Origin of the sequence: Pedobacter sp. N36a (assembly GCF_014472395.1) — a bacterium.
Lineage (GTDB): Bacteria > Bacteroidota > Bacteroidia > Sphingobacteriales > Sphingobacteriaceae > Pedobacter.
Window position 1 is genome coordinate 186,012 of record NZ_JACSZW010000008.1, and the last position, 14,749, is coordinate 200,760.

General features: G+C 39.9%; 13 protein-coding genes. 10 read left to right on the plus strand and 3 right to left on the minus strand.

Annotated features, from left to right (window positions below):
- Nucleotides 1-169: 169 nt before the first annotated feature.
- The 3 genes from H9X96_RS16865 (at nt 170) to H9X96_RS16875 (ending at nt 3,457) form a co-directional block, all read left to right on the plus strand.
- The gene (locus tag H9X96_RS16865; RefSeq protein WP_187667410.1) at nt 170-1,546 is read left to right on the plus strand and encodes an ammonium transporter; all 1,377 of its coding nucleotides are present in this window, start codon (nt 170-172) and stop codon (nt 1,544-1,546) included.
- A gap of 107 nt (nt 1,547-1,653) precedes the next feature.
- On the plus strand, nt 1,654-2,673 hold the full coding sequence (locus H9X96_RS16870) for an outer membrane beta-barrel protein (RefSeq protein ID WP_187667411.1): 1,020 nt from the start codon (nt 1,654-1,656) through the stop codon (nt 2,671-2,673).
- 103 nt (nt 2,674-2,776) lie between these two features.
- Complete coding sequence (locus tag H9X96_RS16875; protein WP_255431147.1) at nt 2,777-3,457, plus strand: DUF4468 domain-containing protein; 681 nt, start codon at nt 2,777-2,779, stop codon at nt 3,455-3,457.
- Here the strand turns inward: H9X96_RS16875 and H9X96_RS16880 are convergent, their stop codons facing one another.
- The gene (locus H9X96_RS16880) at nt 3,458-3,931 is read right to left on the minus strand and encodes a ribonuclease H-like YkuK family protein (protein ID WP_062550196.1); all 474 of its coding nucleotides are present in this window, start codon (nt 3,929-3,931) and stop codon (nt 3,458-3,460) included.
- 323 nt (nt 3,932-4,254) lie between these two features.
- On the opposite strand from H9X96_RS16880, the gene H9X96_RS16885 reads away from it, so the two are divergent.
- From H9X96_RS16885 to H9X96_RS16910, 6 genes are all read left to right on the plus strand, one after another.
- Entirely contained in the window at nt 4,255-4,473 is a 219-nt protein-coding gene (locus H9X96_RS16885; protein WP_187667412.1) for a hypothetical protein, read from the plus strand.
- A gap of 65 nt (nt 4,474-4,538) precedes the next feature.
- Nucleotides 4,539-5,846, plus strand: a complete 1,308-nt coding sequence (locus tag H9X96_RS16890; RefSeq protein WP_187667444.1) for a DEAD/DEAH box helicase — start codon at nt 4,539-4,541, stop codon at nt 5,844-5,846.
- A gap of 49 nt (nt 5,847-5,895) precedes the next feature.
- Nucleotides 5,896-6,144 (plus strand): DUF1456 family protein, encoded by a 249-nt coding sequence (locus tag H9X96_RS16895; protein WP_187667413.1) that lies wholly within the window; start codon nt 5,896-5,898, stop codon nt 6,142-6,144.
- Nucleotides 6,145-6,438: 294 nt separating this feature from the next.
- On the plus strand, nt 6,439-6,975 hold the full coding sequence (locus tag H9X96_RS16900) for an OmpA family protein (RefSeq protein ID WP_370576751.1): 537 nt from the start codon (nt 6,439-6,441) through the stop codon (nt 6,973-6,975).
- Nucleotides 6,976-7,033: 58 nt separating this feature from the next.
- Entirely contained in the window at nt 7,034-7,900 is an 867-nt protein-coding gene (locus H9X96_RS16905) for an ROK family protein (protein ID WP_187667414.1), read from the plus strand.
- 8 nt (nt 7,901-7,908) lie between these two features.
- The gene (locus tag H9X96_RS16910; protein ID WP_187667415.1) at nt 7,909-8,727 is read left to right on the plus strand and encodes an alpha/beta hydrolase family protein; all 819 of its coding nucleotides are present in this window, start codon (nt 7,909-7,911) and stop codon (nt 8,725-8,727) included.
- 125 nt (nt 8,728-8,852) lie between these two features.
- Here H9X96_RS16910 and H9X96_RS16915 read toward each other — a convergent pair whose 3' ends face one another.
- Nucleotides 8,853-11,393 (minus strand): ATP-dependent Clp protease ATP-binding subunit, encoded by a 2,541-nt coding sequence (locus tag H9X96_RS16915; RefSeq protein WP_187667416.1) that lies wholly within the window; start codon nt 11,391-11,393, stop codon nt 8,853-8,855.
- A 542-nt stretch (nt 11,394-11,935) separates the two neighbouring features.
- On the opposite strand from H9X96_RS16915, the gene ettA reads away from it, so the two are divergent.
- On the plus strand, nt 11,936-13,615 hold the full coding sequence (gene ettA / locus H9X96_RS16920; RefSeq protein ID WP_187667417.1) for an energy-dependent translational throttle protein EttA: 1,680 nt from the start codon (nt 11,936-11,938) through the stop codon (nt 13,613-13,615).
- Between the two features lie 83 nt (nt 13,616-13,698).
- On the opposite strand, the gene H9X96_RS16925 is transcribed toward ettA, so the two are convergent.
- Nucleotides 13,699-14,616, minus strand: coding sequence for a sugar phosphate isomerase/epimerase (locus H9X96_RS16925; protein WP_187667418.1), 918 nt, complete (start codon nt 14,614-14,616; stop codon nt 13,699-13,701).
- Between the last annotated feature and the right edge of the window lie 133 nt (nt 14,617-14,749).

Here is a 14,749-nt window from a genome sequence, read left to right on the forward strand (position 1 = left end):
ATTGTGATCAATTTTTGAGGCTTTTGTTTGCTTTTTATCGGTATTTTAAGAATTTATATAATGTTTTAGTGGTTTTGTTGTCTTTTTATTTCTGTTAATTCTATTTATTCCTTAGTTTTATGAAAAAATAAGCTGAAAAATCAAATTTAAATCTTAAAAACCGAGTATTATGGCCAAAATTTTATTAAAACAGGTGGGACCTTTTGCAGTTTTAGCAATAATTGCAATTTTAGCCCTTTTTGTACCCCTGCATCCGAACTTTGATGAGGGAAAATACAATTCTTCAGATATTGCATTCATTTTAGTGGCTACTGCCCTGGTTTTTTTGATGACTCCAGGCCTTGCTTTCTTTTATGGAGGTATGGTTCATCGTAAAAACGTTCTTTCTACGATGATCAAGAGTGTGGTTGCCGCAGGAGTGATCAGCGTTTTATGGGTAACTGTTAGCTTTAGTCTTGCTTTTGGTGAAAGCATCAACGGATTAATCGGAAATCCATTAACCTATTTGTTCTTTCAGGGCGTAAACTCCGGACCATCATGGAGCCTGGCACCAACCATACCATTAACCTTATTTGCACTTTTTCAATTGATGTTTGCGATCATTACTCCAGGTCTGGTGGTAGGGGCTGTTGCCGAGCGTATTCGTTTCACTTCCTATATCTTATTTATTGTGCTGTTTGCACTTTTCGTGTATTCACCATTGGCACATTGGACATGGCATCCGGAAGGCATCCTGTTTAAAATGGGTGTGCTCGATTTTGCTGGCGGTACCGTAGTACATATCTCTGCTGGTATGGCTGCTTTAGCAGGAGCTTTAGTCTTAAAAAGAAGAAGAAGCCACCAGGATCACCAGGAAGTGCCACCAGCAAATATTCCTTATGTGCTGATCGGTACTGGTTTGTTATGGTTCGGCTGGTTTGGCTTCAATGCGGGTTCTGCATTAGGCGCAAATAGTTTGGCAGTCTCTGCATTTGCAACTACCAATATCGCCGCTGGTGCAGCAGGACTATCGTGGATGTTTTTCGATGTAGCCAGAGGTAAAAAACCTTCTGTACTTGGTTTCTGTATCGGTGCAGTGGTGGGTTTAGTGGCCATCACACCTGGTGCTGGATTTGTGAGTATTCCGTCCAGTATTTTTATCGGTGCAGCTGCTGCGGTAGTTTCTAACCTTGCGGTAGTCTGGAAATCAAAAACCAGTTTAGATGATACATTAGACGTATTCCCTTGTCATGGAGTAGGTGGCATTGTTGGAATGCTGCTGACCGGCATATTTGCCACAAAAACGGTAAATGCAGGTGGTGTAGATGGTTTGCTGTATGGAAATCCGACGTTTTTCTTTACCCAGCTGAAAGGTGTACTCATTGTCGCTGTATTCAGTTTCGTTGTGTCTTTCCTAATCTTCAAGCTGATCAATGTGGTTCAGCCAATCCGTGTGACTTCTGAGGAAGAAGAAGCAGGCCTTGATGCTAGTCAGCATGACGAAAAGTATTTCCAGGGTACCTTAATTGTGGCCGCTACAGGAGTAGAAATCGACAATGCGGATTAGCTAACCCCTATACAAATCATCATTAAAACACTGTTGCCTATGTAATATTGCCCCCAGTACAAATGCTTTAACTCATTATTGATTCTATACCTCAAACCAACCAAACCATGAAACTAAAATCAATTTTTACCACTGCATCACTGTCCTTCGCTTCCTTTTCTTATGCTCAGGAAGCGCCTTTGCAGATTTCCGGATCTGTCGATACGTACTATAAGTATGATTTTTCGAAACAACCTAATATCGGAACCAGCTTTGGCAGCGACCAAAATTCTATCTCTTTAGGGATGATAGATCTGGCGCTAAAGAAAACTACAGGAAAAGCTTCATTTGTTGGTGAATTGTCTTTTGGACCACGAGGACAATATCAATCTTTAATTAATGGAGACGGAACTGACGATAATTCTTTTCATATTCAGAATTTATATGCCGCTTATGCTTTTACGGATAAGTTTACGGTAACTGCCGGATATATGGGAACATTTATTGGCTATGAAGTGATCTCTCCGACAGGTAACTACAATTATTCGACTTCGTACCTGTTCACCAGTGGGCCCTTTCAGAATGCAGGGGTTAAAGGAAGTTATGCTTTTTCAAGTAAAGTGAGTTTGATGTTGGGCTTGTTCAACGACTGGAATGTATACAAAGACCTGAATGGCGTGTCGCATGTAGGTGGGCAATTGACGGTAAGTCCGGTAGAAGGTTGGACGGCTTACCTGAATGTGTTGTCGGGGAAATCTGCGGGAGCAGTAGGAACTGGAACCATCCTGGATTTAACCACGGCTTATCAGGTGACGGAAAAAGTGAAATTGGGTTTGAATGCCGCTGATTACACGGTCACCCATGATGGAGGAGGTTACACCGGAGCTGCATTGTATGCGCAGAATGCGTTTAGTACTGCATTTTCTTTAGGTCTGAGGGGAGAGTACTTTAATTGGAAAGGAACGGGGGAGGATAGCGATGAACACATTACTGCGCTTACCTTATCTGCAAATGTGAAATCCGGTGGACTGACCTTTATTCCTGAAGTTCGCTTTGATGACGGCTCTACGCCAATGTTTGTGAACAAAAACCTCAATCCCTCTAAAAATGCCTCTCAATTTTCCCTTGCAGTGGTATATGCTTTTTAGTCTTCGTTAATTCAATATAGGAGGTTGTTTAAATCAGATTTTGTATCCTGTTTTAACAGCCTTCTTCCTTTTTAACTAAATTACCTTCTTTAAAAATGTGCTTATGAAATTAGCTGTAATAGGATTGTTCTCTTTTATCGGAATGGCTGGCGTTTTTGCGCAGGAACTCAAAGAAAAGCAAAAATCGGAACAGAAAGAGATCTCCGGCCTGGAAAATAATAGGAAAGAAAAGTTGAGCGCTCCAATGAAAACAGAAGAAGAGCTCCCATTGGATGATAGGGGAAAGTACATCTACTATGAAGTAGTGAGCCGAAAAGGGAAAACAAAAGAGGAACTCATTAAAGCCGCGAAAAGATATTTTAAAAGTGATTCAAGCCCTAAAATCAGCCTCGTAGAAAAAGATTCCCTGTATACCGGCAAAGGAAAATTGATCATCAATAAATCAGCCTTCCTATTGACTCGTCCTTCGGGAGAAGTTCGTTACCAGCTATACCTCGATTTTAAAGAAGGTAAGTATCGTTTTTGGCTAACTGATTTCAGTTTTATTCCTTATCAGCGGGATCGTTACGGCAATTTTGTTCCTACCACTGCAATAGGAATACCATTAGAACAAAAGCCCGGGAAATTAAACGCAGTAGAATGGGCTTCGTACCTTAAAGCAACGGCAAAAGAAGCGCAGGTGTTTGCTGCTAATTTGAAGCAGGGAATGTTGGCAGGTACAGCAATAATTCAACCTGCCGCAAAAGCGATTCCGGTACAAAGTACAAAAAATCAAAAATGGTAGTTAGTGCACCATTTTATCCGCGCAGGTGGAACTAGCAAAAGCTTCAGGCTTGGCCTTGAAAATAAAACCCATACTCAGGATGTAACCCATCGCCTCATTTAAAGCCTTATTCGATTTAAACATTGGATTGGTGTTAATGTCTGCGTGAACCTCCAGATCCACATCATACAAGTCCAGTAAATCGCAAACAGAATAGGCAGTTTCAATGGATTTCTGCACCTCTACCAGCATTCTCTCTTTGATGCTCATCTTCTGTGGCGTTTTTTCCTGATGGATGTACATGAAGCCTCCATGGTTTTCCCTCAACAGGACAATGACAGTCGCAAAATCAGTGAGTGGCCCTTTTACCTGTGAGTCTGTACCGATACAGACCTTGAGGTGGAACCCTTTCTCGGTCTCCCTAATGATGGCTTGTTCTACTTCTTCTAAAATCGACGTGTGAATCACTTCGCCGCTAAATTTCTTCCAGGTCATACGTTATTGGTGTTAATTGAACAACCCGTATTCAGGTTTCTTAAAAATAAGTGGATTAAATTAAATAACCATTAATTTTATGTGGTTTAATTGTCAACAAGCACTTAGTTTTCAACAGGTTGTGTCCTATTTTTACGTAAAATAAGGGTGGAAAGATGTCTTACAGCTTGCTGCGGGCGCTTTATAAGAGAAGAGCAAGAAGTTAAAATCAGCTGCCTTAAGACAAAAAATGAAAACCCTTTCTTTTCATTTTTGTTATAATATTTCTTCACTAAGGATCGTTTCTTAAAGAAGAACAGGTTATTTATCTAAATATAAGCATTATGAAAGCAGAATTGATTAATGAGTTTTATTTACTACAGCAAAGCATGGCTCCTTATGATTATCGCGAGAAAATTGAGGAGCAGGTTTATGAACCTTTAAAGAAAGCAAATCATAAAATGACCTCCTGGATCTATAGGCGCGGGAAAATGTTGATGATCCTGGATCGGAAGATGAACAGCTCCATGAAGCACCTGAGAAGAAAATACCTGAAGTTTTAATCTGAATTTTATATTTCCCAGCATTAACACTAAGGGTTAAGGCTTAATTCCCTTATCTTTGTGCCATTATGGTAGAAAAGATACTGGAGAAATTAAAAATTACTTCTTTGAATGAGATGCAGCAGGCATCACTTGCGGCGACCGGAAAAGGAAGTGACGTGGTTCTATTGGCACCTACAGGTTCTGGTAAAACATTAGGCTTTTTGTTTCCTCTATTGAACAACCTCAATGCAGATGTAAAAGGAGTGCAGGCTTTAGTACTCGTACCTTCTCGTGAACTTGCTTTACAAATTGAGCAAGTATTCAAGCAGATGGGAACTGGGTTTAAAGTGAACTGCTGTTATGGGGGGCACCCTGTTAAAACAGAACGAAATAATTTAGAACAACCACCGGCGGTACTGATTGGTACACCAGGAAGAATAGCATATCATTTGCGTCATGAGAATTTCGATGAATCTCCAATCCATACCCTAGTGTTGGACGAGTTCGATAAGGCGCTGGAATTTGGTTTCCAACAAGATATGGCGTATATCATCGCAAAATTACTTTCTTTAAAACAAAGAATTCTGACCTCAGCTACGGCAATGGACCAGATTCCTGATTTTACAGGAGTAACAAAACCGGTGGAAATAGATTTTCTGAAAGATGTAAAGGTAGCACCAGATTTGAAGCTGAAAAAGGTACTGACTACCGCAGCGGATAAATTGGACACGTTGTTCCAATTGATCTGTAAGATCGGAAATAAAACCACTTTGATTTTCTGTAACCACAGGGAAACAGTAGACAGAATCAGTGATTTGCTGATCGACAAAGATTTGGCACACGATATTTTCCATGGTGGCATGGAGCAGGATGAGCGTGAGCGTGCCTTGCTGAAATTTAGAAATGGAAGTATCAAAATTTTAATCACAACGGATTTAGCTTCACGTGGATTGGATATTCCCGAGGTAGAATATATCATTCATTACCAGTTGCCCTACACAGAAGATGCCTTCCTGCACCGTAATGGACGTACTGCACGTATGAATGCAAAAGGAACCGCTTACCTGGTGATTGCTGATGATGAAAAGTACCCTTTCCTGAAAGCAGATATAGAGACGGAAAACCTAAAAGGTAACTTTGCACTGCCTAAAGACAGTCAGTGGCAAACTTTATACATTGCAGCAGGTAAAAAAGATAAAGTCAATAAAATTGACATCGTTGGTTTATTATTGAAAAAAGGCGGTCTTGAAAAAGAGGATGTTGGCCTGATCGAAGTGAAAGATACGGCTTCTTACGTAGCCGTAAAACGAAACATGGTAGGTAGGGTACTCTCGGCTTTAGCTAACGAAAAAATTAAAAACAAAAAGGTGAAGATCGAAGTAGCGATGTAAATCGTAATATTTAATTACTGATCTAAATTTAATACATAAAGTTCAAATAATGAGCAATAACGATATTTTTAAGAAATTACGCGTAGCACTCGAGCTAACAAATGATGATATCATCAAAATAATGGAATTAGTGAACTTTAAAATCACTAAAAGCGAGCTTGGTTCCTTTTTTAGGAGCGATGACCATCCAAATTTTAAGCCATGCGGTGACCAGATTCTGAGAAACTTTTTAAATGGCCTGGTGATTTACAAAAGAGGTCCAAGACTAACTGAACCGACTGAAAAACCAGCAAACTAAAAATTTATTTTTTTGATTAAGCCGCGTAGGAAATTACCATTTTCTACGCGGCTTTTTTTATCCAAAAAATTCTGTTATCATGGTTAATTATGGGTCTAACTAAGAATCTGTAAACTTTTGTATATAACAGCTTATTGTATAATTTAGATAATTTTTGTTTAATCTATAATTAGAGATTGTGTCCAAATGAGAAAAATGATAAAATTTTGTGTATTGTTACTGATAATTAGGGTATAACGCCTATAAAGAAGTAGGGGCATTCCACCAGTAGTAACCTCACCGGCAGAAACCATTGTGACTAAAACACCGGCACAGCTGAAATCTGGTGAAGCCATTACTTATGTGGTTACCCTGGAAAAAAGTGTAAGCACTAAAGGATTGACTAAATCTGATACTTTAACCATACAAGCCTTCCTGGATAAGGATAAATTCGAAAACGGTAAAACCTATGTGCTGAAAAACATCTATTATGATTTTGACAAGTCGACCATCAGACCAGATGCAGCAAAAGAGCTCGATAAACTGCTGGCTATCCTAAAAGAGAATCTAGGAATTTCGATTGAACTTGGGTCCCATACCGACAGTAGGGGAGCAGACCAATACAACCAATGGTTATCGCAAAGAAGGGCAAATGCTGCGGCACAATACCTTATTGACCGTGGAATAGACCATTCCAGAATCACCGCTAAAGGATACGCAGAGACAATGTTAATGAATAAATGTGGCAATGGACTGAAATGCAGTCGCCAATTCTTCGAATTGAAAATGAGCAGCCAGCAAAATCAATTATCTCGTTTTGAATTACTGCTAAAACTATTTAATAACAATTAGATAATCTAAAAGTAATTATTTAATTTGCTGAGATTTTAAAAAATAGAGAACGAGTACAATGAATTCAAATTCAATAAAACTGCCTTATATAGGTGTGGATATAGGAGGTTCGCACATTACTGCTGCCCATGTTGATGCCACAACTTTTAAGGTAATTGAAAATACCCTGAAAAGGGAAAGAGTTGCGGCTATGGATACTTTAGAAGTGATCATTCAATCCTGGCTGAATGTCCTTTCTTCATTGATTGTCCGCGATAACGGGGAAAGCACTAAAATTGGTATTGCTATGCCAGGACCTTTTGATTATGAAAAAGGGATCTCCATGATGCAGAACCAGGAAAAATATGATGCACTATACGGAGTGAATGTAAAAGAAATCCTGGCGCAGCGCCTGGATATTCCAGCCGCTGATATCGTGTTCATCAATGATGCAGAAGCTTTTTTAAGAGGTGAACTAGCCTCAGGAGCAGCGGCAGATAAGGAAAGAGCAATCGGGATCACTTTAGGTACTGGATTGGGTTCTACCAGTAATGGCAGCGGGATCACCCGTGACATGAACTGGGCTTTCCGTCCATTTAAAGATAGCATCGCTGAAGAGTATATTTCTACACGCTGGTTTCTGAAAAAATATAAAGCACTCACCGGGGAAGAAGTTAAAAACGTAGAAGTCCTGCTGGAAGTAGCTGATCAAGCGCTGAAAAATGAAATATTTGAAGAATTTTCGGACAATCTCAGTATCTTTCTGAATGATTTTATCGCACATGAACAACCACAAGTGGTCGTAATCGGGGGTAATATCGCAAAGACTTGGGATCATTTTATCGACCTGCTAAAAGCCAAAATCAAAGATAAAACTGTAGCAATCAGACAAAGTGAAATGTGGGAGGATGCGGCACTGGTTGGTGCAGCCAATGCATTAGTTTAATCAAATAGATGAAAAAATACTTTTTTATTGCAGGGTTATTATCCCTGCTCAGTCCGATTGCTGCGAAAGCTGCAAAGGTAGATACGCTGCAGACCTATAGCACTGCAATGAAAAAGAACATTAAAGCCGTAGTTGTTCTGCCAGAGGGTTACGATCAGCAAAAGAGTTACCCCAGTGTTTACTTGTTACATGGTTATGATGATACCTATAATGCCTGGGTAAATTATGTACCAGCGATTAAAAAGTATGCAGACGAGTTTCAAATGATCCTGGTTTGTCCCGACGGAAATTATGCAAGCTGGTATTTTGATAGCCCGATAGATCCTAAATGGAGATATGAGACTTATGTGAGTCTGGAGTTACCCGGACAGATCGATGCCAAGTATAAAACCATAAAGGATCGGAAAGCTCGCGCCATTACCGGTTTGAGTATGGGTGGTCATGGTGCATTATACCTTGCGTTTAAACATCAGGATGTATTTGGTGCTGCGGGAAGCATGAGTGGAGGTGTAGACCTAAGCCCTTTTCCCCTTAAATGGGACATTGCCAAAAGATTGGGCAGCTATGCCGAATACCGGGAACGCTGGAAACAGAATAGCATTGTAAATATGACCCACATGCTGGTTCCAAATCAACTGGCTTTAATCATCGACTGTGGACAGGATGATTTCTTCCTGGGTGTTAATAATAAACTGCATAAAGATTTAACTTACCATAACATTCCGCACGATTATATCGTCAGACCCGGTGCACACAACTTCGACTATTGGAAAAATGCCATAGTTTATCAGTTGATGTACTTCCGTAATTTCTTTAGCAAAGCATAGCAATGCAGACTAGGAGCCGATTCACCAAATTAATCGGCTCATCATCATGTAAAAACCTATAAAAAAATAAGCCCCCTACTTTTAACAGCAGGGGGCTCATCATTTATAATTGCCTAAACAAAGTATTATTCAATACTGCCTTCTTCTTTTTTCTTTTTCTTACCTGGGCTTTTATTTTCTACCACAATCAGATCATCTTCTTTGTTGTAGTCAATTTCAAGCGTATCGCCGTCATTGATTTCACCTTTTAAGATTTCTTCCGCAATAGGATCTTCCAGATATTTCTGAATGGCACGTTTTAATGGTCTTGCACCAAAGTTGATGTCGAAACCTTTATCAGCGATGAAGTCTTTCGCTCTTTCGGTTAATTTCACCTCATAACCCAAGTTATGAACACGACCGAACAATGATTTCAACTCAATATCGATGATCTTGAAGATTTCAGCTTTACCTAAAGTATTGAAAACAACCACATCATCCACACGATTCAGGAATTCAGGAGCGAAAGCACGTTTTAACGCGTTTTCAATTACACCTCTTGAATGCGCATCTACCTGGTTTGTTTTGGCCGTAGTAGAGAAACCAACACCTTGTCCGAAATCTTTCAACTGACGTGCGCCAATATTTGAAGTCATAATGATGATCGTATTTCTAAAATCTACTTTGCGACCAAGACTGTCAGTCAGCTGACCCTCATCCAATACCTGTAATAAGATATTAAATACATCCGGATGCGCCTTTTCAATCTCATCCAATAGAATCACTGCATAAGGTTTACGACGTACTTTTTCAGTCAGCTGTCCACCTTCTTCATAACCTACATATCCCGGAGGCGCACCCACTAAACGGGATACCGCAAATTTCTCCATGTACTCACTCATGTCGATTTGAATCAGCGAATCATCACTGTCGAACATGAAACGCGCAAGTTCTTTTGCCAATTCAGTCTTACCAACACCGGTAGGGCCTAAGAAGATGAAGGAACCAATTGGTTTCTTCGGATCTTTCAATCCTGCTCTGGTACGTTGAATTGCCTTGGTTAACTTTTTAATCGCTTCATCCTGACCGATAATTTTCGTAGCCACAGTATCGTACATATTCAACAGCTTAGCACTGTCTGTCTGTCCAACACGCTGTAACGGAATACCTGTCATCATAGAAACTACCTCTGCGACGTTATCTTCTGTTACGGTATAACGCTTGGTTTTAGTATCCGCTTCCCATTCTGCTTTCGCACGATCCAGCTCCTCTAAAAGATTCTTTTCAGTATCTCTTAATTTAGCAGCCTCTTCGTATTTCTGGCTTTTTACAACTTTATTCTTTTCAAGCTTGATTTCTTCAATCTTGTTTTCAATCTCAATGATGTTTTCAGGAACGTGAATGTTCGTTAAATGTACCCTTGATCCAGCTTCATCTAAAGCATCAATCGCTTTATCAGGTAAGAACCTGTCTGTGATGTACCTTGAGGTCAAGGCCACACAAGCATTTATCGCTTCATCCGTATAAGTTACCCCATGGTGATCCTCATATTTTTCTTTAATACGATTCAGGATCTCAATGGTCTCATCTGGTGTTGCAGGTTCAATCATTACCTTTTGGAAACGACGGTCTAAAGCACCATCTTTCTCAATATACTGACGATACTCATCTAAAGTAGTCGCACCAATACATTGAATTTCGCCCCTTGCCAAAGCAGGTTTGAACATATTAGAAGCATCTAATGAACCTGAAGCACCACCGGCACCAACAATCGTATGGATCTCGTCAATAAACAGGATCACATCTGTAGATTTTTCCAGTTCATTCATCACCGCTTTCATACGCTCTTCAAACTGACCACGGTATTTAGTTCCCGCCACCAAAGAGGCAAGATCCAAAGTCACCACGCGTTTGTTGAACAATACTCTAGACACTTTACGCTGAACAATACGTAAAGCAAGACCTTCTGCTATCGCAGATTTACCTACTCCCGGCTCACCAATTAAAATTGGATTGTTCTTTTTACGACGCGATAAGATTTGTGATACACGCTCAATTTCCTTTTCACGACCTACGATAGGGTCCAGACGGTTTTCCTCCGCTGCTTTTGTTAAATCTCTTCCGAAATTATCTAATACCGGAGTCTTAGATTTAATGTCAGAAACCTTTTTAGGACTGCTGAAGCTTTCCTCCTCACGATAATCATCATCACCACCAGTTGATGCGCTATTTTGAGTCTCATCTCTGAAGCCATTTTTATTCACTTCAACTTCCTGTTTGAAAATTTCGTAATTGATGCTGTACTGCAATAAGATTTGAGAAGCAATATTATCATCGTCACGTAAGATGGACAACAACAGATGTTCTGTTCCAATCAGATCGCTCTTGAAGATTTTAGCCTCCAGATACGTGATCTTTAAAACTTTTTCGGCTTGCTTAGTCAATGGGATATTTCCCAGATTGACCGTCACACTGGACGTACCTCTTACCGAGTCCTCTATTGAGCGACGCAGCTTCGAAGTGTCTACACCCAGCGATTTTAATATCTTTATGGCCATACCATCGCCTTCGCGAATAAGGCCCAACAAAAGATGTTCTGCGCCTATGTAATCGTGACCTAATCTCAGGGCTTCTTCCCTGCTAAAAGATATCACGTCTTTTACTTGTGGAGAAAATTTAGCTTCCATATATACCTTTCTAAATCGGGAATGCTCTAAACTATAAAATTTGTTTTATAATCAGGCAGCCCCCGATTCTTTTATTTTATCAACAATTACGCCATTGGGAAGGAAACGGATGTTGGAACTGCCGATATTTCATGAATCTTACCAATTACTGACTTAATTGGTTACTTTCCCTAATCCACAAGCAAATATGTCAGCATAAATATACGAAATTTTGGATTTATATCATGGCCGTGTTTTAAGAATCAAATGTTTGTAAACTTAATTTTGTCTCAGGTCTTCCTCAAATGAAGCTAAGCTATTGTACTTTGCCTCAGTGAATTACTCAATTAAACGAGGTGTATAGATATCTAGATGTATTAATATCTCCGTTGCGCGGATAGGAATCGAATGTATATCTGCTAAACAAATTTTTTAATGGGCGATACATCCTTATCTTTGCAGGCATTGAGCCCAGCTAAACAGCACCTAGCTGAGGTTTTTCATTACCATATTCAATCATTAAAGTAACCGCCTTTTATAGGCATGAAATATAATAAGTAACTATGTCAGACGAAAAAATAATATTTTCAATGGCGGGGGTAAATAAGATTTATCCACCCCAAAAGCAAGTTCTAAAGAACATTTACCTTTCCTTCTTTTACGGTGCCAAAATTGGTGTCATCGGTTTGAACGGATCTGGTAAGTCCTCTCTTTTGAAAATTATCGCCGGTTTGGACAAATCATTCCAGGGAGAAGTTGTTTTCTCTGCCGGATATACCGTTGGTTACCTGGCGCAGGAACCCATCCTGGATGAAAATAAAACCGTTAGAGAAGTAGTAGAAGAAGGAGTAGCAGAAATAACTGCCATCCTGAAAGAATACGAATCGATCAACGAACAGTTTGGATTACCTGAGGTTTATGAAGATGCTGATGCAATGGATAAACTGATGACCAAACAAGGAGAGTTACAAGATAAAATAGATGCTTGTAATGCTTGGGAATTAGACAATAAATTGGAACGTGCAATGGATGCATTGCGCTGCCCAGATCCAGATGCTAAAATCGGGGTATTGTCTGGAGGTGAACGCCGTCGTGTAGCAATGTGCCGTTTGTTACTTCAAGAACCTGATGTATTGCTATTGGATGAGCCTACGAATCACTTGGATGCGGAAAGTATCGATTGGTTAGAGCAATTCTTAAAAGACTACAAAGGAACCGTAATTGCAGTAACCCACGATAGGTACTTCCTGGATAATGTGGCAGGATGGATCCTGGAACTGGATAGAGGTGAAGGTATTCCTTGGAAAGGAAATTATTCTTCTTGGTTAGAGCAGAAAGCAAAACGCCTGGCTCAGGAAGAGAAAACAGAAAGCAAACGTCAGAAAACACTGGAACGTGAATTGGAATGGGTACGTATGGCACCAAAAGCCAGACATGCCAAATCTAAAGCGCGTTTATCAAACTATGATAAATTAGCTTCTGAAGATTCTAAAGAAAGAGAAGACAAATTGGAGCTGTTTATCCCTGCGGGACCAAGATTGGGTAACGTAGTGATTGAAGCGAATAACATTACTAAAGCCTATGGCGATAAGCTGTTGTTCGAAAACTTAAGCTTCTCTCTTCCTCCAGCAGGTATTGTTGGAATTATCGGACCCAATGGTGCAGGTAAAACCACATTGTTCCGGTTGATCACACAGCAGGAAACACCAGATACCGGAACTTTCCGTGTAGGGGAAACCGTAGCCTTAGGTTATGTGGATCAAATGCACAACGACTTGGATCCGGATAAAACCGTATATGAAAACATCACTGATGGTTTAGATAACATTCAGTTGGGTAATAAAGCCGTAAGCGGTAGAGCTTATGTGTCTAAATTCAACTTTAATGGTGGCGATCAGCAGAAAAAAGTAGGCGTACTTTCCGGTGGAGAGCGTAACAGGGTTCACTTGGCCATCACGTTGAAAAAAGGTGCCAACGTATTGTTACTGGATGAGCCAACCAATGATATTGACGTAAATACCTTGAGAGCATTGGAAGAAGCATTAGAGAATTTTGGCGGTTGTGCAGTTGTGATTAGTCACGATCGTTGGTTCTTAGACCGTATCTGTACACACATTCTTGCTTTTGAAGGTGATTCTCAGGTTTACTTCTTCGAAGGTAACTATAGCGATTACGAAGAAAACCGTAAGAAAAGACTAGGTGATGTAACACCACACCGTCTTAAATATAAAAAACTAGTGTAAATTATCTGGTTTACCAAAAGCGGCTGCTCAAAAGGAAACAGCCGCTTTTTTTAAGATCAAATAGGAGCAATCAGGCCTGTTGTTTAGAACTTAAGTCTTACTTTTTCTAATAGCTCTTTAGTTTTTCTAACTCCTTCATCTTCCGACAGTACACTGCCTTCATATTCTATTCCAACAATTCCAGACCATTTGGCGGCTTTGATGATTTCAAACATCCTGGTATAATCGATATCTTTCTCTTCTCCATTAGGAAGGAAGTCATGTGTTTTTGCACTTACCCCTTTCGCATAAGGCATCAGCTCCTGCACGCCCAGGTATTTGTCGTACTCCTTATCTGCGCTGATCCTGAAATTGCCAAGGTCAGGCAGGGTACCACAGTAGGAGTTGTTCACGCCCTTCATGACCGCAGATAACCATTTTCCATCAGATGAATAACCGCCATGATTCTCTACAATCACATTGATCTTCTGTTTCTTTCCATACTCACTTAACTTTCCTAAACCATCAATTGCCGCAGTCTTCACCTCATCGGCTGTGCCTTTACCTGCTGCATTTACACGAATGGTTTTACAACCTAGATATTTCGCGGCATCAATCCATTTATAATGGTTTTCAACTGCTGTTAATCTCGCCTTATCGTCTGAATCACCCAAATTACCTTCACCATCAATCATGATCAGGTGGTTTTGAATGCCTTCACTGTCTGTACGGTCTTTAAGTTCCTTTAAATAGGCTTTATCTGTCTCTTTTTTATTGAAGAAAGGACTCACATATTCCACGATATTAATCCCGAACTCTTTTTTAGCTTTTAAGGGGAAATCCATATTGGTCAGCTTTCCTGCAAATAGCGCCCTATGAAAGGACCACTCTGCCAATGATATCTGGAAAAACTCTTTCTTTTCAAAAGCGAAAGTATCCAAAGGGATAACGGAAGTCAGACCCGCAGCTGCAGACAATAAGCCTAGATCCTTAAGAAATTTTCTACGATCGTTTGTTTTCATTTTTGTTTGGTTTAGGGGTTCATCTTACAAGGTATTAATTTCTTATTGTAAAAAAAACACTTTCTAAAAAAGACGTATAAACACCCTCTTGAGCAGTAATTGTTCGGAACTTAGTGTGTATTTCACACATTTT

Excerpts from the sequence above, each read along its gene's own strand:
- H9X96_RS16865 (WP_187667410.1), top strand. The coding sequence starts at position 170 with ATGGCCAAAATTTTATTAAAACAGGTGGGACCTTTTGCAGTTTTAGCA.
- H9X96_RS16870 (WP_187667411.1), top strand. The coding sequence starts at position 1,654 with ATGAAACTAAAATCAATTTTTACCACTGCATCACTGTCCTTCGCTTCC.
- H9X96_RS16875 (WP_255431147.1), top strand. The coding sequence starts at position 2,777 with ATGAAATTAGCTGTAATAGGATTGTTCTCTTTTATCGGAATGGCTGGC.
- H9X96_RS16880 (WP_062550196.1), bottom strand. The coding sequence starts at position 3,931 with ATGACCTGGAAGAAATTTAGCGGCGAAGTGATTCACACGTCGATTTTA.
- H9X96_RS16885 (WP_187667412.1), top strand. The coding sequence starts at position 4,255 with ATGAAAGCAGAATTGATTAATGAGTTTTATTTACTACAGCAAAGCATG.
- H9X96_RS16895 (WP_187667413.1), top strand. The coding sequence starts at position 5,896 with ATGAGCAATAACGATATTTTTAAGAAATTACGCGTAGCACTCGAGCTA.
- H9X96_RS16905 (WP_187667414.1), top strand. The coding sequence starts at position 7,034 with ATGAATTCAAATTCAATAAAACTGCCTTATATAGGTGTGGATATAGGA.
- H9X96_RS16910 (WP_187667415.1), top strand. The coding sequence starts at position 7,909 with ATGAAAAAATACTTTTTTATTGCAGGGTTATTATCCCTGCTCAGTCCG.
- H9X96_RS16915 (WP_187667416.1), bottom strand. The coding sequence starts at position 11,393 with ATGGAAGCTAAATTTTCTCCACAAGTAAAAGACGTGATATCTTTTAGC.
- ettA (WP_187667417.1), top strand. The coding sequence starts at position 11,936 with ATGTCAGACGAAAAAATAATATTTTCAATGGCGGGGGTAAATAAGATT.
- H9X96_RS16925 (WP_187667418.1), bottom strand. The coding sequence starts at position 14,616 with ATGAAAACAAACGATCGTAGAAAATTTCTTAAGGATCTAGGCTTATTG.